The organism is Candidatus Planktophila sp. (assembly GCF_040402275.1).
Classification (GTDB): Bacteria; Actinomycetota; Actinomycetes; order Nanopelagicales; family Nanopelagicaceae; genus Planktophila.
Map to the genome: position 1 here is coordinate 1 of NZ_JBBAMW010000017.1, position 21538 is coordinate 21538.

General features: G+C 46.8%; 24 protein-coding genes and 1 riboswitch. Of the genes, 12 read left to right on the forward strand and 12 right to left on the reverse strand.

What is annotated here, in order from left to right:
- The first annotated feature begins 17 nt into the window (after positions 1–17).
- Positions 18–1106 carry a glycine cleavage system aminomethyltransferase GcvT gene (gene gcvT, locus AC9UEY_RS04525; RefSeq protein WP_509538362.1) on the forward strand — a complete coding sequence of 363 codons (1089 nt, stop codon included), beginning with the start codon at positions 18–20 and terminating at the stop codon, positions 1104–1106.
- Here the strand turns inward: gcvT and AC9UEY_RS04530 are convergent.
- Genes AC9UEY_RS04530 through AC9UEY_RS04545 form a run of 4 tightly spaced genes read right to left on the reverse strand, consistent with a single transcriptional unit; the run spans position 1087 to position 4756 of the window.
- Positions 1087–1884, reverse strand: a complete 798-nt coding sequence (locus AC9UEY_RS04530) for an ECF transporter S component (RefSeq protein WP_509538365.1) — start codon at positions 1882–1884, stop codon at positions 1087–1089. The genes gcvT and AC9UEY_RS04530 overlap by 20 nt on opposite strands.
- Entirely contained in the window at positions 1881–3488 is a 1608-nt protein-coding gene (locus tag AC9UEY_RS04535) for an ABC transporter ATP-binding protein (RefSeq protein ID WP_509538368.1), read from the reverse strand. The genes AC9UEY_RS04530 and AC9UEY_RS04535 overlap by 4 nt, the downstream gene beginning before the upstream one ends.
- Positions 3485–4231 (reverse strand): energy-coupling factor transporter transmembrane component T family protein, encoded by a 747-nt coding sequence (locus AC9UEY_RS04540; protein ID WP_509538371.1) that lies wholly within the window; start codon positions 4229–4231, stop codon positions 3485–3487. Before AC9UEY_RS04540 ends, AC9UEY_RS04535 begins: the two co-directional genes overlap by 4 nt.
- A 3-nt stretch (positions 4232–4234) precedes the next feature.
- Positions 4235–4756: an SCO2322 family protein gene (locus tag AC9UEY_RS04545; protein WP_509538374.1), complete on the reverse strand. Its 522-nt coding sequence runs from the start codon at positions 4754–4756 to the stop codon at positions 4235–4237.
- A gap of 88 nt (positions 4757–4844) precedes the next feature.
- Positions 4845–4986, reverse strand: a riboswitch (adenosylcobalamin (AdoCbl) riboswitch).
- Between the two features lie 64 nt (positions 4987–5050).
- Between AC9UEY_RS04545 and AC9UEY_RS04550 the strand changes: the two genes are divergently transcribed.
- The gene (locus AC9UEY_RS04550; RefSeq protein WP_509538376.1) at positions 5051–6052 is read left to right on the forward strand and encodes an aldo/keto reductase family protein; all 1002 of its coding nucleotides are present in this window, start codon (positions 5051–5053) and stop codon (positions 6050–6052) included.
- Here AC9UEY_RS04550 and AC9UEY_RS04555 read toward each other — a convergent pair.
- Complete coding sequence (locus AC9UEY_RS04555) at positions 6049–6576, reverse strand: DUF3043 domain-containing protein (RefSeq protein ID WP_509538379.1); 528 nt, start codon at positions 6574–6576, stop codon at positions 6049–6051. The genes AC9UEY_RS04550 and AC9UEY_RS04555 overlap by 4 nt on opposite strands.
- A gap of 96 nt (positions 6577–6672) precedes the next feature.
- Here AC9UEY_RS04555 and AC9UEY_RS04560 point away from each other — a divergent pair, with 96 nt between their 5' ends.
- From AC9UEY_RS04560 to AC9UEY_RS04590, 7 genes are all read left to right on the forward strand, one after another.
- The gene (locus AC9UEY_RS04560; protein ID WP_509538381.1) at positions 6673–7020 is read left to right on the forward strand and encodes a HesB/IscA family protein; all 348 of its coding nucleotides are present in this window, start codon (positions 6673–6675) and stop codon (positions 7018–7020) included.
- Between the two features lie 31 nt (positions 7021–7051).
- A complete protein-coding gene (locus tag AC9UEY_RS04565) occupies positions 7052–8026 on the forward strand; it encodes a carbohydrate kinase family protein (RefSeq protein ID WP_509538384.1) in 975 nt (324 codons plus the stop codon).
- 74 nt (positions 8027–8100) lie between these two features.
- Positions 8101–8850, forward strand: coding sequence for an aa3-type cytochrome oxidase subunit II (ctaC, locus tag AC9UEY_RS04570; protein ID WP_509538386.1), 750 nt, complete (start codon positions 8101–8103; stop codon positions 8848–8850).
- On the forward strand, positions 8847–10499 hold the full coding sequence (gene ctaD / locus AC9UEY_RS04575; RefSeq protein ID WP_509538389.1) for an aa3-type cytochrome oxidase subunit I: 1653 nt from the start codon (positions 8847–8849) through the stop codon (positions 10497–10499). Before ctaC ends, ctaD begins: the two co-directional genes overlap by 4 nt.
- Positions 10500–10505: 6 nt before the next feature.
- Entirely contained in the window at positions 10506–10910 is a 405-nt protein-coding gene (locus AC9UEY_RS04580; RefSeq protein WP_509538391.1) for a cytochrome c oxidase subunit 4, read from the forward strand.
- Positions 10910–11383 carry an SRPBCC family protein gene (locus tag AC9UEY_RS04585; protein WP_509538394.1) on the forward strand — a complete coding sequence of 158 codons (474 nt, stop codon included), beginning with the start codon at positions 10910–10912 and terminating at the stop codon, positions 11381–11383. The genes AC9UEY_RS04580 and AC9UEY_RS04585 overlap by 1 nt, the downstream gene beginning before the upstream one ends.
- Positions 11335–12234, forward strand: coding sequence for a DMT family transporter (locus tag AC9UEY_RS04590; RefSeq protein WP_509538397.1), 900 nt, complete (start codon positions 11335–11337; stop codon positions 12232–12234). The genes AC9UEY_RS04585 and AC9UEY_RS04590 overlap by 49 nt, the downstream gene beginning before the upstream one ends.
- Here the strand turns inward: AC9UEY_RS04590 and qcrB are convergent.
- From qcrB to ctaE, 4 genes are read right to left on the reverse strand one after another with little or no spacing between them, the layout of a single operon-like run.
- A complete protein-coding gene (gene qcrB, locus AC9UEY_RS04595; RefSeq protein WP_509538400.1) occupies positions 12231–13814 on the reverse strand; it encodes a cytochrome bc1 complex cytochrome b subunit in 1584 nt (527 codons plus the stop codon). The genes AC9UEY_RS04590 and qcrB overlap by 4 nt on opposite strands.
- On the reverse strand, positions 13811–14806 hold the full coding sequence (qcrA, locus tag AC9UEY_RS04600; RefSeq protein ID WP_509538405.1) for a cytochrome bc1 complex Rieske iron-sulfur subunit: 996 nt from the start codon (positions 14804–14806) through the stop codon (positions 13811–13813). Before qcrA ends, qcrB begins: the two co-directional genes overlap by 4 nt.
- A 4-nt stretch (positions 14807–14810) precedes the next feature.
- Positions 14811–15602, reverse strand: coding sequence for a cytochrome bc1 complex diheme cytochrome c subunit (gene qcrC, locus AC9UEY_RS04605; RefSeq protein WP_509538408.1), 792 nt, complete (start codon positions 15600–15602; stop codon positions 14811–14813).
- A gap of 12 nt (positions 15603–15614) precedes the next feature.
- Positions 15615–16238 (reverse strand): aa3-type cytochrome oxidase subunit III, encoded by a 624-nt coding sequence (gene ctaE, locus AC9UEY_RS04610; RefSeq protein WP_509538411.1) that lies wholly within the window; start codon positions 16236–16238, stop codon positions 15615–15617.
- Positions 16239–16397: 159 nt separating this feature from the next.
- On the opposite strand from ctaE, the gene AC9UEY_RS04615 reads away from it, so the two are divergent.
- Both AC9UEY_RS04615 and trpD read left to right on the forward strand, forming a co-directional pair.
- Entirely contained in the window at positions 16398–16820 is a 423-nt protein-coding gene (locus tag AC9UEY_RS04615; protein ID WP_509538414.1) for a response regulator, read from the forward strand.
- Positions 16821–16831: 11 nt separating this feature from the next.
- Positions 16832–17872 carry an anthranilate phosphoribosyltransferase gene (trpD, locus tag AC9UEY_RS04620; RefSeq protein WP_509538426.1) on the forward strand — a complete coding sequence of 347 codons (1041 nt, stop codon included), beginning with the start codon at positions 16832–16834 and terminating at the stop codon, positions 17870–17872.
- Here the strand turns inward: trpD and AC9UEY_RS04625 are convergent.
- Positions 17850–18482, reverse strand: a complete 633-nt coding sequence (locus AC9UEY_RS04625) for an exonuclease domain-containing protein (protein WP_509538416.1) — start codon at positions 18480–18482, stop codon at positions 17850–17852. The two genes, trpD and AC9UEY_RS04625, sit on opposite strands and share 23 nt — an antisense overlap.
- Before the next feature lie 53 nt (positions 18483–18535).
- Here AC9UEY_RS04625 and AC9UEY_RS04630 point away from each other — a divergent pair, with 53 nt between their 5' ends.
- Positions 18536–19306 (forward strand): alpha/beta hydrolase, encoded by a 771-nt coding sequence (locus AC9UEY_RS04630; RefSeq protein ID WP_509538419.1) that lies wholly within the window; start codon positions 18536–18538, stop codon positions 19304–19306.
- On the opposite strand, the gene AC9UEY_RS04635 is transcribed toward AC9UEY_RS04630, so the two are convergent.
- Complete coding sequence (locus AC9UEY_RS04635; protein WP_509538421.1) at positions 19295–19930, reverse strand: LysE family translocator; 636 nt, start codon at positions 19928–19930, stop codon at positions 19295–19297. The two genes, AC9UEY_RS04630 and AC9UEY_RS04635, sit on opposite strands and share 12 nt — an antisense overlap.
- Positions 19931–19956: 26 nt before the next feature.
- The gene (locus AC9UEY_RS04640) at positions 19957–21384 is read right to left on the reverse strand and encodes a nitronate monooxygenase (protein ID WP_509538424.1); all 1428 of its coding nucleotides are present in this window, start codon (positions 21382–21384) and stop codon (positions 19957–19959) included.
- Positions 21385–21538: the final 154 nt, after the last annotated feature.

The window sequence follows — 21538 nt, forward strand, 5'->3', positions numbered from 1 at the left end:
ATTGGTAGGTTTGCGCAATGAAGACTTCGCCCCTCAATCAAAAGCATCTAGACCTCAACGCCAAGATGGCTGATTTTGGTGGATGGTTGATGCCGATTGAGTATCCAGGCGCAGGCGTATTGGCCGAGCACACCGCTGTCCGCGAGCGTGTGGGAATCTTTGATGTCTCCCACTTGGGCAAGGCCTCGGTTAGAGGCGAAGGTGCACTGGATTTTTTGAATCAATGCCTCACAAATGATCTGACAAAGATTGCAGATGGTTCTGCTCAATACACCTTGCTATGCACGCCCCAAGGTGGAGTTGTTGATGACCTGATTGCTTATCGAAATAGCCAAACAGATTTCTTCCTTGTACCAAACGCATCCAACACAACAGATGTTGTTGCTGTTTTGCAAAAACAAGCACCGGCTGGAATTACAGTCACTAATCTTCATAGTGATTACGCAGTATTAGCGGTGCAGGGACCATTAGCTCCAAAGGTGCTAGAAGAACTCGGCATCAATACAGATATCGATTACATGGCATTTGCACACGTATCTATTGCTCGCGCTGATGTAATTTTGTGTCGGACTGGATACACAGGCGAACTTGGCTATGAATTACTGCCACACGCCAAAGATGCAATCGCAGTCTGGGATGCACTAGTAAAAGCTATTGCGCCCCTTGATGGATTGATTTGTGGCCTCGGAGCTCGTGACACTTTGCGAACTGAGATGGGCTACCCCTTGCACGGACATGAACTCTCTCTTGCCATATCTCCCGTTGAAGCAAGTGCCTCTTGGGCGGTTGGCTGGAAGAAGGAATCCTTTATTGGTTCTGATGTATTACTCTCACAAAAGAGTGGCTCAGCAGAGCGCAAGAGTGTGGCAATCAAGTCACTAGATCGCGGCATCCCTCGAGCAGGGATGAGTGTGAAAAACTCACAAGGTGAAGTAGTTGGCGAAGTAACAAGCGGAACCTTCTCACCAACCCTCAAGCACGGTATTGCTTTGGCTTTAGTATCGAAGGAAGTTGCCGTGGGGGATCAACTAGTTGTTGATGTGAGAGGCCGAGAATCACAATCAGAGGTCGTAAAACTTCCCTTTGTTACTTCACACGTTCGCTAAATACAACCGGAGTTGAAAAAGCTGCACATGTATAAGTGCGGCGCAGTGCGGATAAAACAGATGGTCCCGTACATGCAATCAATACACATGTAAAAATAGCTCTAGGGATGTCCCACGCCATTGCACTTGCAAAGTGAAATGTGATGAACCGGCCGAAGTTTTCAGATATTGAGCCACCGGGGATGTAGGAGAGCTGAGTATTGCTACCAAGTGCCCATGGCCAAAACTGCAGATCCATCAGAATTCCAAAAGTTCCTGCAGCCAGAGCGCCAAAGACAAGAAGCATTGCTATCTCACTCTTTCCTGAAATTCTCTTCGGTAAGAGTCCCGCAGCCATACCAATCCAAGCAGCAGCAAACATTTGGTAACCAAGCCAAGGGCCAAGCCCGCCTGTTAATAAGGCTGATGCAAACATAGAGATGATGCCTAAAAGAAATCCGAATGAGGCGCCAAAAACACGCGCACTTAAAATCAGAACAAACCACATTGGTTCGATTCCTACAGCACCTGCTCCAAGTGGTCTTAGCGCAGAGATGAGAGCTGCTAATACACCTAACAATGCAACAGATTTTGCGTCTAAGCGCGCAGATGAGATTTCGACTATGACTAAGAAAAATGCAGCAACGATTGCAATTAAGAAGAACAACTGAGTTTTAGGTAGATCTTTTCCTTCGTAGAAAAATGGCCATACAAAACCGGCAATGCTGCAGACAGAAGCGATTGAGAGCACCAAAGCGTTCTTGACTGAAAATTTCACAACCCCAGCAGTTAGCTTCATTGCTGGGCCTCAATGGCTGCAACTACATCTGAAACCTTTAGCCAAGGTTGTGGTGACATCACCTTTGATACTTGAGGGGCAAATGCCGGGGATGAGAGAAGAACATCAAGGGTTGATCCGTCAGCAACAATGTCTCCATCTGCAAGGAAGAGAACTCTGGTGGCCAACTCAGCTACAAGTTCAACATCGTGAGTAGCAAGAACTACGCATTTATTCGTCGCTCGAGCAAACTCAATAAGTATTTTTGTGAGCTCTTTCTTTGCTTGATAATCAAGACCACGAGTTGGTTCATCAAGGATTAATACAGCAGGATTTGATGACAAAACAATGCTTAATGCAAGGCCTAATCGTTGACCTTCGGACAAATCACGTGGGTGAGTTGTTGGAGAAACTCCGGGAACCAACTGCTGCAATATCTGAGCGGTAGTCCCGCTCGGTATTTGGTTATCTTTATCAGCCTGTTCGCACTCAATCTGCACACTTTGTCCATACAAAAGATCACTTGGCTCTTGTGGAATGAAACCGATAGAGGTTCTGCGCTCTTTGCCTTTAAGGTTTTGTGGATTAGATCCAGAAACATCAACAGAGCCAGAGCTTAAATCCGAAATTCCCGCAAGGGATTTAAGAAGTGAACTTTTACCTGCTCCATTTCGTCCCATAATCGCGACGATCTCATTACTTGAAATTATTGCACTGACAGATTTTAGAGCGTGCTTGCCGTCATAACTCACAGAAAGATCTCGCACTTTAATAATGGGATCTCCAGATGTAGATGTGACGACATCACTTGGAACATATTCTTTGTCACGGATCTCTGCGGTCATTCTTCTCATTTCACGAACAGAAACTCCGATCTCCTTTAAGCCAAGTGCGCGGGCAAGATGCACGATAGGCGGTGCGATAGGCGAGTGCATCAAGATTTCTTCAGGGGTGCCAACTTGTGCCACGCCAACACCATTGATGTGAACAATCCGGTCTGCAAATTGAATAACTCGTTCTAACTTATGTTCGGCGATTACAACTGTAAGACTCAAGTCATGGACTAGGCGGTGCAAAATAGAGAGCACTTCTTCAGCGGCTATTGGATCTAATGCACTAGTGGGTTCATCTAGAACTAGGATTTTTGGGTGAGCAACTAAGGCCGAGCCAATAGCTACCCTTTGTTGTTCTCCGCCGCTAAGGGTTGCAATACTTCGATCACGCAATGGCGAAAGACTTAATAGGTCTAAGACCTCTTCAACGCGCTTGCGCATGACATCTGGTGGGAGATTTAAAGTTTCCATCCCGAAGGCCAGCTCTTCTTCCACAGTATCTGCCACGAAACCATTTGAAGGATTTTGACCAACAATTCCGATCAGATGGGCCATACCTCCGGGCTTAACTAACTGAGTTGAGTGCCCATCAACACTTACATCTCCGGCCAAGATTCCCCCTGTGTGATGAGGAACTAATCCGTTTATCAGACGCAGCAGTGATGATTTACCAGATCCTGTTGGACCAATGACTAGAACCATTTCACCTTCAGCAATTTCAAGGTTTAAGTTTTCAAGAACAGTCGTTGTTGAATTTGGATAAATGAGAGAAACATTAGAAAACTTAATCATGATAAACCAAGAACAATAAGAGCAGAGAAGACGACTGCAGAGTCAGCGGGACGCCATTTGATGGGGCGATATCGAGAGCGCTTTTTGCTTACGCCATAGCCTCGACTATCCATCGCAGCGGCCAAGTCCAAAGATCTAGCAAGAGATTCTTCAAGTAAAGGAATAGCAACTCGTCGCCATGAGGCAAAGCCTCGCAAAGATTGTCCGCGCAGTTTTTGTGCTTGGCGAATGCGGGATACTGAACTAACAAGTTGCGGTAACACTGATGTTGCTATGACGATTGAAATACCGAATTCATAGATGTAGACAGGGAGTACTCGCAATAAACGGTGTGGGCTTGTCAGTGAGGCCGCGGCGCCGAAGATGACGATAATTGCGCAAATTAAAACACCTTCAGTCAGAGCTGACGTTAACCGTTCTGCGGTGACAGTTCCACCGATGCGAATTCCAGGCATCCAGCTAGGCAGTGGAAGTATTGGGAGTGTGAAAAGAGTTGTTCCAGGAATTGGAACACCGATCAGGACGCCGATGATTGTTCTCACCAGCAAAATCCAGGCCGATAATTTCAAGGTCCAATTAAAACTCTTGCCCCAAGGGGCATTGTCGCGATTGATAAAAACAACAACTGCAACTGCACCCACACAAGCAATGGTAAATACAGTGCTATCAAATCGGATGACTGCAATAGCCAAACCGATAGCCCATATCCACCAAGTCAGTGGGTGCAGCGACAGTTTTTTCATTAACTATTTTTTGACGAGTGCTTTTGGAGTTGCGATTTCAACACCGCACTCCTTGGCTGGATAACCAGCTAGACCACAAATCAAACCTGAACCTGCGGCACGGATTTTGGTGACTTGTCCTAAGACATCGATGCCTTGGGATTCCTTTGCGGTTCGAACACAGGTTGTAACTGTCTTTCTCGCCTTTTCACCCTTGGGCGCATACACAGCAGATCCGAAATCAATTACTACTGCAATTCGCTTGGTGTCTTTGTCTGCTTTGACACCGGCGCAAATTTTCTTGAAATCAGGCTTTACTCGTGGCTCGACAGATGGAATGTCATCTGAACTAAACACAAAAGACCAACCTTCTACAGAACCATCGGCGATATCAACTGTTGGTCCAGTCATTGCAGCAGTCCATGCTGTTTTGCTTGGAGCTGCTTGGAAATATCCCCAGTAACGCCAACCCTTTTCTGCAGCTTGCGCAGAGGGCGTAATGAATGTGGAGATTAGAATCATTGCTAGAACTATTTTGAACTTCATTGCTGTGTAGCCTCTCGAATATGAAAGAGTCTCACAGGGAGTGAACCGCACATAGGTAGGACGAATTACTCGACACTTCTAGTGGTAGGAGCACACCCCGCAAACCTCGGCGGGTGTTTGTCTCATCTGCACTTGCTAGGTAATCCGACTTATCTCGATAGAGATTCACGGTTGCGGGTCAGCGTCGGATTTGCACCGAACTTCCCCTACCAAGTGAGCTATTAAGTTGTAGGCGAACCAAACCATAACCCTTTGGGCTTGGCAACTAGGCGCGCTCGTCGTACGCTACCGATCATGGAATACAGACGCCTTGGCAGTACCGGAATGTACGTTTCTGAAATCTCATACGGAAACTGGATCACTCACGGAAACCAGATTGAATCAGATGCAGCTATCAAGTGTGTGAAAGCAGCCCTTGAAGTTGGCATTACAACCTTTGATACAGCAGATGTTTATGCCGGCACCAAAGCTGAAACAGTTTTGGGCAAGGCGCTAAAGGGCGTAAAGCGTGAATCCTATGAACTGTTCACCAAGGTGTATTGGCCAACGGGTACAGGGAAAAATGATCGAGGACTTTCTCGCAAGCACATCATCGAGTCTTGTAATGCATCTCTGAAGCGACTTCAGACAGATCACATCGATCTCTACCAGATGCACCGCTTTGATTATGAGACACCTATCGAAGAGTCCTTAAGTGCATTTGATGATCTAATCCGTGCTGGCAAGGTTCATTACATTGGTTTTTCTGAGTGGAACGCTGCGCAAATCAAATCAGCATTAGCAGTTCAAGATGCTCGCGGTTACAACCGCTTTGTTTCAAGCCAGCCACAGTATTCAGCTCTATGGCGTGTTATTGAGGCTGAAGTTGTTCCACTTTCTCAAAAAGAGGGTATTGGCCAAATCGTGTGGTCACCTATGGCTCAAGGGATCTTGACCGGTAAGTACTTACCTGGAAAGAAAGCGCCAGCAGGATCGCGCGCAACTGACAAGGGCAGTGGCGCAAACATGATCAAGGGTTGGATGCGCGAAGAGGTTTTGGAAGCGGTTCAAAAACTAAAGCCAATAGCAGACGGTGTTGGGTTAACTATCGGCCAGCTTGCTATTGCATGGGTGCTTCAAAATCCAAATGTCTCCAGTGCCATCATGGGTGCTACCAAGCCAAAGCAGGTCAGGGAAAATGTGAAGGCATCTGGTGTGAAACTAGATTCAGATGTCATGAAGGCAATTGACGCAGCACTTGGCACACTTCCAGAGCGCGATGCAAAGAAGAATGAAAGCCCGAATCCTCGCGCTTAGCTCTTCTTTTTACTGATTGATACTTGAGGATGTGGCGCACGTAAGCGTCGCATTTGAGTTGATCGAAGCCAGGCATACATTCCTAGACCCTTTGTTGCGGTGCCAGGAAATTGTGCCTCTACTGCTTTGCGGATTTTCTTTGAGAGAAGAATTCCATCAACAACTGCGATGATTAACATCGCATACATCAGCGCGATTGCTCCCAATTGAATTGCTGGAACTGGGAAAAGGGTCAAAACTAAAACAACAAATATTGTTGGTAGGAAATATTCACCAGTTGAGCGACGAGAATCGACATAGTTTCGAACAAAGCGACGAGCAGGGCCACGATCTCTAAGTGGTAAAGCTGCTTCGTCACCACGAAGATATGCAGCGCGTTGGGCAACTCGATCTTGCTTGGATAGAGCCTTCGAAGCTCGCTTCTGATCTTTAGTGACAATCGGTGCGAGGGAAGAAACCTTGCGTTTTGACTCAGCCTCTTTGCGTTTTGGGGTTGGACGACCCTTGCTCTCATTAGTACTCATGGCATAACTATAGAGGCCGTGTTGAATCGCTCCTCAACTCGCTTGCTGGACACGGGGGGAGTAGGCTTTGAGTAGGAGTCAATCAAGGAGAGAGCAATGACAACTGAAGTAACGACAACAACTGGAATTCAGCTAACTGATGTAGCCGCCGCAAAGGTGTCTGCTTTGTTGGCTCAAGAAGGACGCGACGATCTCAATTTGCGCGTTGCTGTACAGCCAGGTGGATGTTCAGGCCTTAAGTACCAGCTCTACTTTGATGATCGCAACATGGATGGTGACATCGTGCGTGAATTTGGCGCAGTAAAGGTGATTACCGACAAGATGAGCGACCCATATCTTTCAGGTGCAACGATTGATTTCGTTGACACGATCGAAAAGCAGGGATTTACTATTGATAATCCTCAAGCGCAAGGTTCTTGTGCTTGTGGTGATTCATTCAACTAAGTATCTGCGCTTTTCGCATTAGTATCCCCACATGAAAATTGGTGTAGCGGGCTCTGTTGGTCTTGATCACTTGATGACCTTCTCTGGAAAATTTACTGACTCACTCGTCGCCGGTTCTCTTGAAAAAGTCTCACTGTCATTTCTTGTTGATAGCTTGGATGTGCGCCGCGGAGGGTGTGCGGCAAACATAGCTTTTGGAATGGGTGTTCTTGGGCTGAATCCAATTTTGATTGCAGCCGTTGGTAAAGACTGGGCCGATTACGATGCCTGGCTTTCACGTCACGGCGTTGATACTTCGCACGCGTTAGTGTCAAAGACCCTTCACACCGCACACTTTGTTGTCACAACCGATCAAGATCTCAATCAAATCGCATCCTTTTTTCCTGGCGCAATGTCAGAGGCTCGAAACATTGAACTAAGTCCGATTATGGAAAAAGTTGGTCGCTTAGACATGATGGTGATTTCACCTGATGATCCAGAAGCAATGCTTCGCCACTCCGAAGTCTGTCGCCAACAAGGAATTGCATTTGCAGCCGACCCCTCGCAGCAGATGGCGCGCATGTCTGGTGAAGAAATTAAGCAGTTAATCGAAGGCGCGGCTTATCTGTTTCTCAATGAGTATGAACTTGCCCTTGCAATGCAAAAAACAGGGTGGAGTGACCGGGAGATTTTGGAACGTGTGACATATCGAGTAGTGACTTTGGGTTCAAAGGGTGCGAAGGTAGAAAGTGCGGCGGGGGAGTTTGTTCAAGTTGGCTGCCCCAAAGAGAAATCTAAGACCGATCCAACCGGAGTGGGGGATTCATTTAGATCTGGTTTCATAGCCGGACTTGCATGGGGAGTTTCACATGAGCGATGTGCGCAGCTGGGTGCGTTGATAGCCACGTATGTCATCGAAACCTTGGGTACGCAGGAATACCGCTTTACGAATCCTGAATTTATTGCTCGATTTGCCGAGGCGTATGGCCAAGCCGCCGCAGATGAAATTGCACTTCATCTCTCCTAGATGTGAGGAGCGCCACCACTCCTTGTGAATGTGCTCGTGCGACGCTAACGCCTAATACAAACTATCCTTAAGCCATGCCTCGCACCCTGTTTTCGCGCTTACGAGCACTGCTCTTACTGCTTCCTGTTCTTTTGTTAACAGGTTGCTCAAAGAGTATGGATTGGGGCTTTCCCGAGGGAGTTTCAAGCATCAATGATGCCTCACTGTCCTTGTGGCAAGGTGCATGGATCGCAGCAGGTGTCGTTGGAGTATTTACATTAATTCTAATTTTATGGCCAGCAGTTTTTCATCGCGGCAAAAAGGATGGCCCAGAGTTTCCTAAGCAAACTCAGTACAACGTTCCTGTCGAAGTTGCATACACGATAATTCCCTTCATCATTGTTGCGGTGCTTTTCTTTTTCACAGTTGAACGACAAAACATAATTACTGAAAAAACTGATACATATGCTCATGAAATTACCGTTGAGGGATTCCAGTGGTCGTGGCAGTTCGGTTATCCAGAGGCTGGAGACAAGGCTGTTGTAACCGGATCTCCAACACAACCTCCTACCTTGGTACTTCCACTGGGGGAGCGCGTCCGTTACACAATTACTTCAAATGATGTAGTCCACGGTTTCTGGATTCCGGCTTTTATGATTCAAATGCAAAATCTTCCAGGGGTTACCAACGAGCTGGAATTTACCGCTAACAAGTTGGGTGAGTTCCCAGGACGTTGCAATATTTTATGTGGACGAAATCACTCGCAGATGCTTTTCACGGTCAAGGTAGTAACACCTAGCGAATTTGATACATATTTAGAAACACTTAAGGGGAGCAAAGCATGACAACGTACGCAGAACGTCCTACGACAACCCTGAAGGCTCCAATGCCTGCTGCGAAAGGTAAATCTTTTGTAAAGTGGATTACCTCTACCGATCACAAGACGATCGGGTACATGTACCTGATGACATCTTTTGCCTGGTTCTTGATTGCCGGCGTTTTGGCACTTGTTCTGCGTGCTGAATTGGCCCGACCAGGAATGCAGTTTTTAAGTAACGAGCAGTACAACCAGATCTTCACAATGCATGGAACGATCATGCTTTTGATGTTTGCAACCCCATTGTTCGTGGGCTTTGCAAATGTAATCATGCCTCTTCAAATTGGCGCGGCAGATGTTGCATTCCCACGTTTGAATATGTTCTCTTATTGGCTCTTCCTATTTGGTGGCTTGATGACCTTTACTGGCTTCTTGTCTCCAGGGGGAGCGGCATCATTTGGTTGGACGGCGTATGCGCCACTTTCAAGCTCCGAATATTCACCAGGTATCGGTGGGGATCTGTGGCTGATCGGTTTAGCAATCAGTGGTGTCGGAACAATTCTTGGTGGAGTTAACTTCATTACGACGATTTTCACGATGCGCGCGCCCGGAATGACAATGTTTCGTATGTCCATTTTTTCCTGGAACGTCCTTCTCACATCAATTTTAGTGTTACTTGCATTCCCACCATTAGCAGCTGCGTTCTTAGGACTTGAGGCAGATCGTTTATATGGATCGCATTTATTTGATCCGGCAAATGGCGGAGCCATGCTGTGGCAGCACCTATTTTGGTTCTTTGGCCATCCTGAGGTTTACATTCTTGCCCTGCCGTTTTTTGGAATCGTTACTGAAATCTTGCCAGTCTTTAGTCGTAAACCAATCTTTGGTTACCTAGGTCTGATTGCAGCAACAATTGCTATCGCAGCACTGTCAGTATCTGTATGGGCCCACCACATGTTTGCAAGCGGTCAAGTTTTACTGCCCTTCTTCTCATTTATGACATTTTTGATTGGTGTTCCTACCGGCGTTAAATTCTTCAACTGGATCGGAACCATGTGGAGAGGTCACGTAACCTTCGAAACTCCAATGCTGTGGGTTATGGGATTCCTTGTGACATTCCTCTTTGGTGGTCTTACAGGAATCATCCTTGCGTCCCCACCTCTTGATTTTGCAGTCTCTGCTAGCTACTTCGTGGTTGCACACTTCCACTATGTTCTCTTTGGAACAGTAGTTTTCTCAATGTTTGCAGGGTTTTATTTCTGGTGGCCGAAGATGACAGGACGCATGCTTAATGAGCGTCTTGGAAAGATTCACTTCTGGACTTTGTTTGTTGGGTTCCACCTCACCTTCTTGATTCAGCACTGGTTGGGCATCAAGGGATTCCCTCGACGTTATGCTGATTATCTTCCGGGTGATGGCTTTACCTTCATGAATACAGTTTCCACAATTGGTTCATTCCTGCTTGCTCTCTCGATGATTCCATTCTTTATAAATATCTGGATTACTCGTAAGGCACCGATGGTTGGCGTGGATGATCCTTGGGGGTATGGAAGCTCTCTTGAGTGGGCAACATCGTGCCCACCTCCACGCCACAATTTCTTGTCTATGCCACGTATTTCTAGTGAACGACCAGCCTTTGATTTACATCACCCAGATGTAAAGATAGAAGGGAAGTAAAAGCACATGAAGGCCTCGTGGAAGCTATTTGGCGGACTTGCACTCTTCTATGCAATTGTGACTGTTGTGTATGTACGCATCGGCGGAGAGCCTTTGGGTATTAGCGGCTTGCTTTTATCGGCCTGCTTGGCGGGAATGATTGGCTTTTATATTTGGTTTACACAAAAGCGAATTGGCGTAGACCTTCCTGAAGATAACCTCACAGCGGAAATTTCAGATGGTGCCGGCGAACTAGGTTTCTACAGCCCACACTCTTGGTGGCCTCTGCCAGTTGCACTCAGTGCCAGCACACTCGGTTTGGGATTGTTAATTGGATGGTGGCTCTCACTGATTGGCCTCGGCGCGTTGATGATCTCAGTTATCGGGATGGTTACCGAGTACGAGAAGCCAGCAACTTCTACTTCACACTAATGAGTAATGTCCGCGCGGAAATTCTTCCCACAGATGGGCCAAACACAACAGCAGCTCGAATAGTTATCAACGCCCCAGCCAGCACTATATTTGATTTACTAGCAAACCCCGCATCACATATGTTATTTGATGGTTCTGAAACTATTCAGAAATCCATCTCTGGCCCAGAGCGACTATTTCTAGGGGCAAAGTTTGCAATGGGTATGAAAATCAAGATCCCATATCGCATCAAAAATACTGTAGTGGCATTTGAGGAGAATAAAAAAATCTCATGGTGTCACTTAATGAAGTGGAGATGGTCCTACGAACTGATGGAATTGGGCAATGGCTCCACGCAAGTCACCGAATCTTTTGATGCTAGTGCAATACCTGGATATGCAGCTCGATGGCTCAAGATGACAGGTGCTATGGCGCACAATCCCAAGTGGATGGCAAAATCATTAGTGCGGTTGAAGTCGATTTGCGAGGCATAAAATTAGCTAGATTTGCTCCAGTACTTTTCGTGCTCTTGTGGAGTACGGGCTTTATTGGTGCAAAGTATGGGTTGCCTTATGCAGATCCATTCATATTCTTATCGGTTCGGGTCTTAATCGCAGCTCTGATTTTGTTTGCAATAGCCACAGTAATGAAGGCACCCATTGCAATAGGTGCATCAGCTATTACCCGCTCTGCGGTCATTGGTTTCTTTCTTCATGCATGTTATTTAGGGGGAGTGTTTTACGCCATTTCCAAAGGACTGCCGGCGGGTGTGGCCGCGGTTGTAACCAGTGTTCAGCCGGTGCTGGTTTCTCTCTTAGCTGTAAAAGTATTGGGAGAGCAACTCAAGGCAAAGCAAGTTGTGGGATTAGTGCTTGGATTTATAGGTGTTGTTTTAGTATTAGGCCCTTCCTTTGAGCAAGATATTCCACTAAGTGGTGTGATCGGGATTCTTGTTGCGTTAATTGGAAGCACTGCCGCGACTTTGTTGCAAAAAAAGATTGGTGGCGACGTTCCGATAATCTCGGGGACCGCATATCAATACCTGGCAAGTGGTGTGGTTTTAGGTATAGCTGCAATTGCAACAGGTGGCACTCGTATTCAATGGAGCGGAGAATTTATTGTTGCGTTTGTGTGGCTAATTGCCGTCTTATCAGTTGGTGCGATTTTGCTTTTGCTGTGGTTGCTCAACACTGGAAGCGCTGCATCGGTGTCTTCACTGCTCTATTTGATTCCCCCGGCAACTGCCATAGAGGCGTTCTTTTTGTTCGGGGAAAAAGTAAACACCCAAGGCTTCCTAGGTATAGGAATTACAGCCCTGGGTGTTTGGCTAGTTATAGCTAATTAGTGGTGTTCGATCTCTTTCAGATCATTGACTGAGACCTTAGGAATCGCTTCAGCGTTAGCAACACTCATACGTGCACGAAGTTTATTTCGTAGCGCATGAGCGCGCTTTACTCCGTGGCCATCAACGGTAGGTAGTTCCAGTGCTGGAGCCTGTTCGTGTGAAGTGAGGAAGTATGCCTTCTCTGGTGAAATCGGTTCGTGGACTTCTACAAACTCACCATGTGGCAAACGAAGAAGAGTTCCAGTTTCACGACCGTGAAGAACCAAGTCACGATCTGCACGCTGTAATGACAAGCAAAGACGCTTTGTAATCACAAAAGCAAGGGGAGGAAGTATGAAGACTCCAAAACGAGTACCCCACATTATCTGATTAATGGACAGATCAAAGTGGGTAGCAATGATGTCGTTACCACCGTTAATCAAAGTAACCATCACAAATGTAAGTGACATGGCACCAAGTGCGGTGCGGTTTGGCGCATTACGTGGACGATCAAGTAGATGATGCTCGCGCTTATCGCCAGTTATCCAACTTTCAATGAATGGATACAACGCCATTCCAGTAAACAAGATGCCGGGAATAATTAACCCTGGTACCAAGATGTTCCAGGAAATTGTGTGACCAAATGCCTGAGTTTCAATTGGGGGAGCCATACGCACCAGACCATCAAGCCATCCCATATACCAATCGGGTTGGGAACCGGCAGAGATTTGTCCCGGGGTGTATGGACCGTAGAGCCAAATCGGATTGATAGATGCAACAGCAGCCAAAAACGCTGTCACACCGAAGACGATGAAGAAGAATCCGCCAGCTTTGGCCATGTATGTAGGCATCAATGGGTATCCCACTACATTTTTTTCTGTGCGCCCTGGACCTGGGTACTGAGTGTGCTTCTGATACCACACCAACATTAAGTGAGCGGTGATTAACGCCAAGAATGCTCCTGGCAATAGCAACACGTGCACAGTGTAAATACGTGGAATAAAGGCTTCGCCTGGGAAGGCGCCACCGAAAGCGAAGTAAGCAAGATACGAGCCCACAACAGGTAAGGCTTGAATAATCGCCTCTGCAATACGAACTCCAGTACCTGACAAAAGATCATCTGGAAGTGAGTAACCAAGGAAACCTTCAACGATTCCTAAAGTTAGAAGTCCGATACCAAGAATCCAGTTACCTTCACGCGGCTTGCGGAACGCTCCGGTAAAGAAGACGCGCATCATGTGGGCAACAATTGCTGCCATAAATATCAGTGCCGCCCAGTGGTGAATCTGGCGCATCAAGAGTCCACCGCGAACCTCAAATGAGATGTGTAGGGCGGAAGCGTAAGCGGCCGACATTTTTATACCTTCAAGAGGTTCATAGCTACCTTCGTAAATAACTTCACGCTGTGAAGGATCAAACCAAAAAGTAAGAAAAGTTCCGGACAAAAGCAAGATAACAAATGAGTACAGCGCAACTTCGCCTAAGAGGAATGACCAGTGATCAGGAAATACCTTTTGCAGGTTCTTCTTCATCCATGCCGCACCGCCAGTGCGCTCATCTACATAGTTAGCAACGGTGCCTAAACGCGCTTCAACTGTCATTGTGAGTTTCGCTCCCAGAAACTAGGTCCGACTGGTTCGGAGAATGGTTGGCGTGCCACGAGGTAACCCTCATCATCAATTGTAATATCTAATTGCGGTAATGGCCTGGCGGAAGGTCCGAAGATAACTTTGGCCCCCCGAGTCACATCAAATGTTGATTGATGACATGGGCAGAGCAGGTGCTTGGTTTGCTGTTCATAGAGCGCCACCGCGCATCCCATGTGAGAACAAATCTTTGAGAAAGCGATGATCCCATCGTGGGTCATTGCCAACTTGTCCGCCTCAAGATTGAACTCCTGCGGGCGAAGACGAATGAGCAAGACCGCATCCTTAGCAATGTCGTTCAGTTTGCGATGCTCTGGATCTGAAATTTCAGGAAGGACCTGGGCTACTGCGCCAACTTCAAGATCAGAATCTTTGATGCGGCGATTGCCCGGATCTGTCACTAAATACGTACCTGATTTCCAGCTTGTCTTCTCAAGCTCTTTGCCTGGCAAAGGACCCAAATCGCGAAGTAGAAGTAGCGGAGAGAGAGCAGATAATCCAAGAGCAGCTCCGAGAGATCTCTTAATTAAAGAGCGGCGACCTAATCCTGCAGCACCTGCTCCTGATTTAACAGCATCGACAAACTCTTTACGATCTGAATCTGGTGAGCGGAACTCGTGACGTTGTGCAACAACTTCTGTGTCGGGCATTAATGTTTTAGCCCAGTGAATTGCACCCATGCCAATGAAGAACAAGGAAATTGCCATTCCTAAACCGAGCCCAAGTTGATGCGCATTCTGACTCCCCATGACAGGAATAAAAATGAAGAGATCATCAGGAATAAATATGTAAGAAACAATCAGTAGAACTGTTCCAAGTGCAGAAATTCCAAACAGTATTGCTACTTGGCGCTCGGCACGATTTGCAGCTGCTGGATCCGTGTCAGCTTTGCGGTGAACGTGGGCAGGCAGGCCTGGGTCTTTTATTGATTCGATTTCATTAGACATTGTGTTATCTCGCCTTCATCGCTAGCCAAACAGCAACGCCGATAAGCATTCCTAACCCCAATACCCAACCCAATAAACCTTCTGTCACGGGACCCACGCGACCAAGTGATGCACCGCCAAGATTTGGTTCGCTCTCTGCTGCCTTGATCCACTTGATGATCGACATTTTTTCTTCGGTTGTAATTGTTTTATCACTAAAAACTGGCATTGACTGTGGCCCAGTAACCATTGCTTCATAAATATGTTTTGGTTCAACACCCATCAATGTCGGTGCGTACTTACCTTGTGAGAGCGCGCCACCTTGACCGGCAAAGTTGTGACACATCGCGCAATTGTTTCGGAACAGCTCTCCACCTTCAGCAGTACTTCCATCACGTTCAAAATTGAGTTCTGACTCACCAGGAATGGCTGGTCCAGGTGCAAGGGTTGCAACATAGGCAGCTAAAGCTGCTGTTTCTTCAGGGCTATAGATTGGATCCTTGCGCATCGCCTGTGCGCTCATTTCCGCCAACGGCATGCGACCTGTACCAACTTGGAAATCAACAGAGGCTGCGCCGACGCCGATAAGAGAAGGTGCTATCTGTGCACCTTCTGCATTTAAGCCGTGACAAGAAGAGCAACCCTTAAGGAATATCTGGCGTCCTTCTTCAATCTGCACTGAGCGATCTGCAGCTGTTGTTTCTGCAGAAGTTGTCGCACTTGCAACGTTAAAAGTTGTTCCGATAGCAAATAAAGCGAAGAGAAGGAGAAATGGTCCAGCCGCCTTGTGGCGACGGTATCGAGATATGCGCTTCACTTGAGTCCCTTACTACTTAATGAGGTAGATCGCTGAGAAAAGAGCGATCCACACAACGTCTACGAAGTGCCAGTAATACGAAACTACAATTGCTGTTGTTGCTTGCTGATGCGTAAAACGTCTGGCCTTTGAAACACGGACCATCACAATTAAAAAGGCAATGAGGCCGCCCGTTACGTGCAAGCCGTGAAAACCAGTTGCAACGTAAAAGACCGAGCCGTATGCATCCGATGAAAGCGTTTTGCCTTCAGAGACCAGCATTGCGTATTCATAGATCTGTCCGGAAACGAAAAATGCACCCATCAGGAATGTTGTCGCGAACCATTCGCGCATTCCCCATCTGGTGAATTGAAATACGTTTCCGGTTCGATAATTTTGAAAACGTTCAGCGGCAAAGACGCCGAACTGGCATGTAACAGATGAGAGAACAAGAATGGTTGTATTAAATGCTGCAAAAGGAATGTTTAGAAGCACTGTTGATTCCGCCCAGACAGCAGGACCTTGAACAGCCCGAATGGTGAAATACATTGCAAACAAAGCAGCAAAGAACATGAGTTCACTTGCAAGCCACACGATCGTGCCCACAGCTACTGCGTTGGGGCGAGTGATCTTCTGATGTGCGACTGTGCTGGACATGAAGCCGATTATTCCCGAAATTAGGCTCGGCGTCTTGCCAGCGGGCTCATAGGGTGTCGTAAATGAGTGCATCTGAGGTGAAACGGATCACTATAAAAGTGCTGGCTCTGGTTCAGAGAAATGAGGCTATATCTGTGTTTCGAGAATAGACTTTCAACTATGTCAGAGACCAAGAAGCAGATAATTGTGTACTCCGATGATTCATCGGTTCGTGCCTCAATTGCCTCTGCCTTGGGACGAAGAGTTGCCGCAGATCTACCAGAGCATGAGATTCATGAGTTCGCCACGGGCTCTGCCTTGCGTGCCTACGTTGATACCAAAAGCATTGGTGGTGGATCTCGCGTCGACCTTTTTATTCTTGATGGAGAAGCAGCTCAAGAAGGTGGCATGGGAATAGCGCGCCAATTAAAGGATGAAGTTTTCAATTGCCCGCCTGTCTTGGTTATCACTGGTCGAAAAGAAGATGCGTGGTTGGCAGCCTGGTCAATGGCTGAAGCTTCGGTTGTCCACCCCATTGACCCCTTTACTCTTGCTAAAACAGCGGCGCAATTACTCCGCGGCACAACACTCGTTTCTGCTTAAATATCGTGATGATGCAAACGCGGTGGGATTCACACATTTCGCGTTTACAGTCGAGTTTAGATCTTGAAACACAAGATGTTCAGTGGTGCATGAATGAGATCCTCACGGGGAACGCAGACATCGAAGTAATCAAGAAGTTCTTACTTGCCTTGAAAGCCAAAGGTGAAACTGCTGAAGAGGTCGGCGCGTTAGTGGCGCAGATGTATCAACATTGCGCTCCGATAACCATCAATGAGAGAGCTGTCGACACAGTTGGTACCGGTGGAGATGGCGCCCACACAATCAATATTTCAACGACCTCTGCAATCATTGCCGCGGCAGCTGGAGTAAAGGTTGTTAAACATGGAAATCGTGCAGCCTCTTCAAAATCAGGTGCAGCAGATTTGTTAGAGGCCCTTGGGGTCAATATCAACCTAGATGGCATGGGGGTTGAGAAAACATTTGCAGAACTTGGAATTGGCTTTTGTTTTGCTCCAGTCTTTCATCCGGCTATGCGTTTTGCCGCGCCAGCACGCAAAGAGTTAGGAACTCCGACCGTGTTTAATATTTTGGGACCTTTAGCTAACCCTGCACAACCGAAGGCAGCAGCTATTGGTGTTGCTAATGAACGCATGCACTTGGTGATGGCTCAGGTGCTTGCCGATCGCGGAGTAGATGGTTTTGTTTTCCGTGGTGATGATGGTTTGGATGAGATTACCCTTGCAACTACCACCTCTGTATTGACAATTGGTGGGGGAGAAATTGCACGTGAAGTCATTGATCCCTTGGATTTTGATATGCAGCGAGCTCCAATTTCAGCACTGGTTGGGGGAGATGCACAAGAAAATGCTCGCATCACAACAGCAATCTTTGCTGGTGAAAAAGGTGCGCCACGAGATGCGGTACTCCTTAACGCGGCAGCAGCCATTGCTGCATATGAGGCCAACTTTGATTTAAGCCTTCACGATCGACTGGCACATGGGATTTCAAGAGCAGTGGAAGCAATTGATTCAGGCGATGCAACTGACTTAGTTGCCAAGTGGTCTGCACTTACTCAGAAATTGGGCGCTTAGTTCTTTTCTTTTTTGAAGGAAAGTTTCGCATTTCTTCGAAGGTTCGCACCTTATGACCAGCAAGTCTTTCAATGATGCCATGTAAGACATCAACTGTGGCGAGTGCATCATCAAGGGCCCGGTGGTTGGGGGATGTTTCTGAGTTGAAGAACTCTGCAAGTGTTCCTAGCTTGCAGTTGATAACTTCATCTCTATCTAGAACGGCTCGCGCTAAACGAGCAGTGTCAATGGTTGCGTATGTGGGCCATTGGTACTCATGGACAAGTGCGGCAGCCTTAAGAAAGCTCATGTCAAAGGGAGAGTTGTGAGCAACTAAAACCGTCTGATCTGGTGAGCCCAAGAACTCAAATAGAGTTGGTAGTACTTCATCGATGAAAGGGGCAGACAGCAACATTTCATCGGTAATGCCAGTTAATTGTGTAATAAATGGCGGTAGCGAGTGTCCTGGATCAACGAAACTTTGAAAGGTTCCAAGGACTTTTCCGCCACGTATCTTTACTACACCTATTTCAGTAATACCTGCTCCCGATTTAGGCGAGCCACCAGATGTCTCAAGATCGATCACTGCAAATGTGGTGTCTGAGAGAAGAGTCTCACCAATGTTCACCATGTGGCCGATCGTATGTCATTGAACTGACAAGAGTCAGGCAATAGAGTTTTCGTATGGCTATTGAAGGAGCACCAGCAGGATGGATGCAGGATTGGTCTGCACCTGGTTCGGGTAAGAATGCGCATGTGGGTGTTCTTCTGGTTCATGGATTTACGGGGGCACCACCGTCGATGCGTCCATGGGGCGAGTTCTTGCATTCCAAGGGTTACACAGTGCGGGTACCACTATTACCCGGGCATGGAACTACAGCTGAAGATTTGAATGACGTTAAATGGCAGGAATGGCCGGACAAGGTCGCTAAAGAATTTGGCGAACTTCAAAAAACCTGCGACACAATATTTTTAGTCGGACTTTCGATGGGTGGAGGCACAGTTCTAAATGTTGCTACCTCCCATAACGATGCGATCAAAGGAATTATTTTAGTTAATCCTTGGATTCATCTCCCAGGTATAACCGTTGAACTATCCTTTTTGGCATCACGTTTACGCAAGATGCGGGCCAGTGTGGGAAATGACATTAAGCGCCCAGGTATTACAGAGTGGGGTTATGACGCAACACCGATGCGAGGGGTTTATCAAGCGCTCAAAATGCTACGGGTTACACGAAAGAATCTTGATTCGGTAACTGTTCCCGTCCAGCTCTTTCATTCTGTTGAGGATCACACCTTGCCGGTGTCTAATACTGAAATCATCTTGTCTGGGATTGGGTCGAAGGATAAAACGCGTATTGAACTGGTCAACAGCTACCACGTTGCAACTTTGGATTATGACCAGGAACTTATCTTTCAAAATAGCCTTACTTTCATCGAGGGATTAACGACCTGACGAAAGTGCTAAACCAATTGCTAAACCCATGATTCCAAGGGCTGAAATCGCTGTCAGTGTGCGGCGTACGACTGGCTTTTGAATGTAGACAGAGGATTTTTTGACAGTCCAGATTAAGAAGATATTCCAGAGGATTGAAACAAGAGCCCAGATAGAACCGAAAATGAAGATCCCCCAGGCCAGTGAAAAGCTACTCGGGACAAAGGCCGGTAGGAAAGCAACAGCATAAACAGCAGCCTTTACATTGGTGAGGTTGGTAATGAGACCTAATCGAAAAGATCCCCAGTCACTCACTTCACTCTTGCTCTCAAGGTCAAACTTTCCAAATTCATGTCGCAGTGCGAACAAGGTTTCGAGTGACACAAAAACTAAGAAGGCGACTCCGGCCCACTTTAGAATTGAGTATGCAGTCTGGGATTGAGCAAATATTGCAGATAGACCGACCGCACTTGAAGCAGCCCACGTAAGAATTCCAACACAGTTACCAATAGCCGAAAGAAATGCTGCCTTGCTTCCACCAAGTATTGATTGCCTTAAGACCATAGCGACACCCTGACCCGGCACCATCACTAACAAAAGTGTGGCAACGGCAAATGCTGGGACATTGAGCAGTAGTTGATTCATTAGAACCTAAATCATAGAACGAGATACTAGGAGATTTGTTCCTTTAAGAAGTTAATTGCCTGTACTGCGTTCCAACCTGTTGGGTACTTCGCACGCATGGCGCGTGGTCCTTCAAGATCTGAGCCAAATGTCAGCAGTGAAATCTCGGTCCTGCCATCAGGTCGTACTTGGCCTAAGCCGATATCAGCCATGAGTGCATTACACAAACACTTTGATCCTTGTGCTTGATCTACTTGGCCATTCTTGAATTCATAATTATCGAGTGGTTCTGCTGGGCATCGATATCCAATGCCTCCCTTTTCACGTTGATACATCGTGCGCAAATACCCTAGATCACAAATTCGGGTGCGCTCTTTGTAGAGATTGTCATTGGAAAGAGTTTGATTATTCTGGATAACTTTAAATGGGAACCCAGTTGGTGAAGCACTTGCATCTGTAAGAACACGCATGTTTGGGTCTGCAAGAGAGTTGAGCACGTTGGATCTATTTTCGTCGGTAAATCCTGATTCATTAGATAAGGCAAAGACTGAACCAACTTGAACACCCTTAGCCCCATGCGCTAAAGCTTCGACAACTTTCGCAGGGGTTGCAAAACCACCTGCAAGCCAAAACGGAGATCCTGATGCAAGGATCTTTTCAAGATTAGGAATATCTAAATCGTTATAGACCGCTTCGCCATTGTCATCAACCGCATTCTTTGCTCGTGGAGGAGCGTTGTGACCTCCTGCTACGTGATATTCGATGACATAGCCATCAGGCTTCGTCTCTTCATCTTTATTCAAATAGGCGACGAGTGCGTGGGAGGAAACGATTGCCAAGAATTGTGGTCGTTTGATTGGAAAGTTTTCAATTCCAAGGGTCGTGGGATCAAAATGCAAATAGTTCTTATCTTTTGTATCGGCAACTTCGACCTTCATTGCTACCTTATTACCAACTGAAATTTCATTGAGCACATGTGGGATTTGGGCTGGAATACCAGCACCGATCAAAATGTAATCAACTTCAGCAAGCATTGCGCCATAGAGCTGGGCAGGAATTGCTAGTTGAATCTTCTCCAAAATATTCATTCCGATGAGACCGTTATGGCCTTCTTTGGCGAGCCAGACCTCAACAAAACTAGATACTGCTAATAAGTTATTGGAAAAAAGATTTCCCTTAATGCTTAGCTTTGGAACATCCAAATACGGTTTATCTGCAGCGCGACCGCCTTCAATAAAGAAGCGATCCATAATTTCAGCAATCGTTGTCTGGTTTGGAAAATGTGACATTGCGCGGCGAATATCGCCTGAAATATCGCCATCTTGTAAACGGCGCGCTACGACTGAGTCAATAGCTGTACCTGAAATAACTCCCAGCTCACCTGCAATTGCAACCTGCTGTGCTAATTGCCAAGAAGAGACAGCGATTCCCATTCCACCTTGAATGATGGTTGGGTATCTAACAGCTGTCTGCATGTCCTAACTGTAAAGATTGATGAGCCTAACTCGCGAGTAGGCATTGAGGATGTAGGGGTTATTTACCGTAAATGTGAGTTATATCTACTAAGTGGACCGTACTGGGATCGAACCAGTGACCCCCACAATGTCAATGTGGTGCTCTACCGCTGAG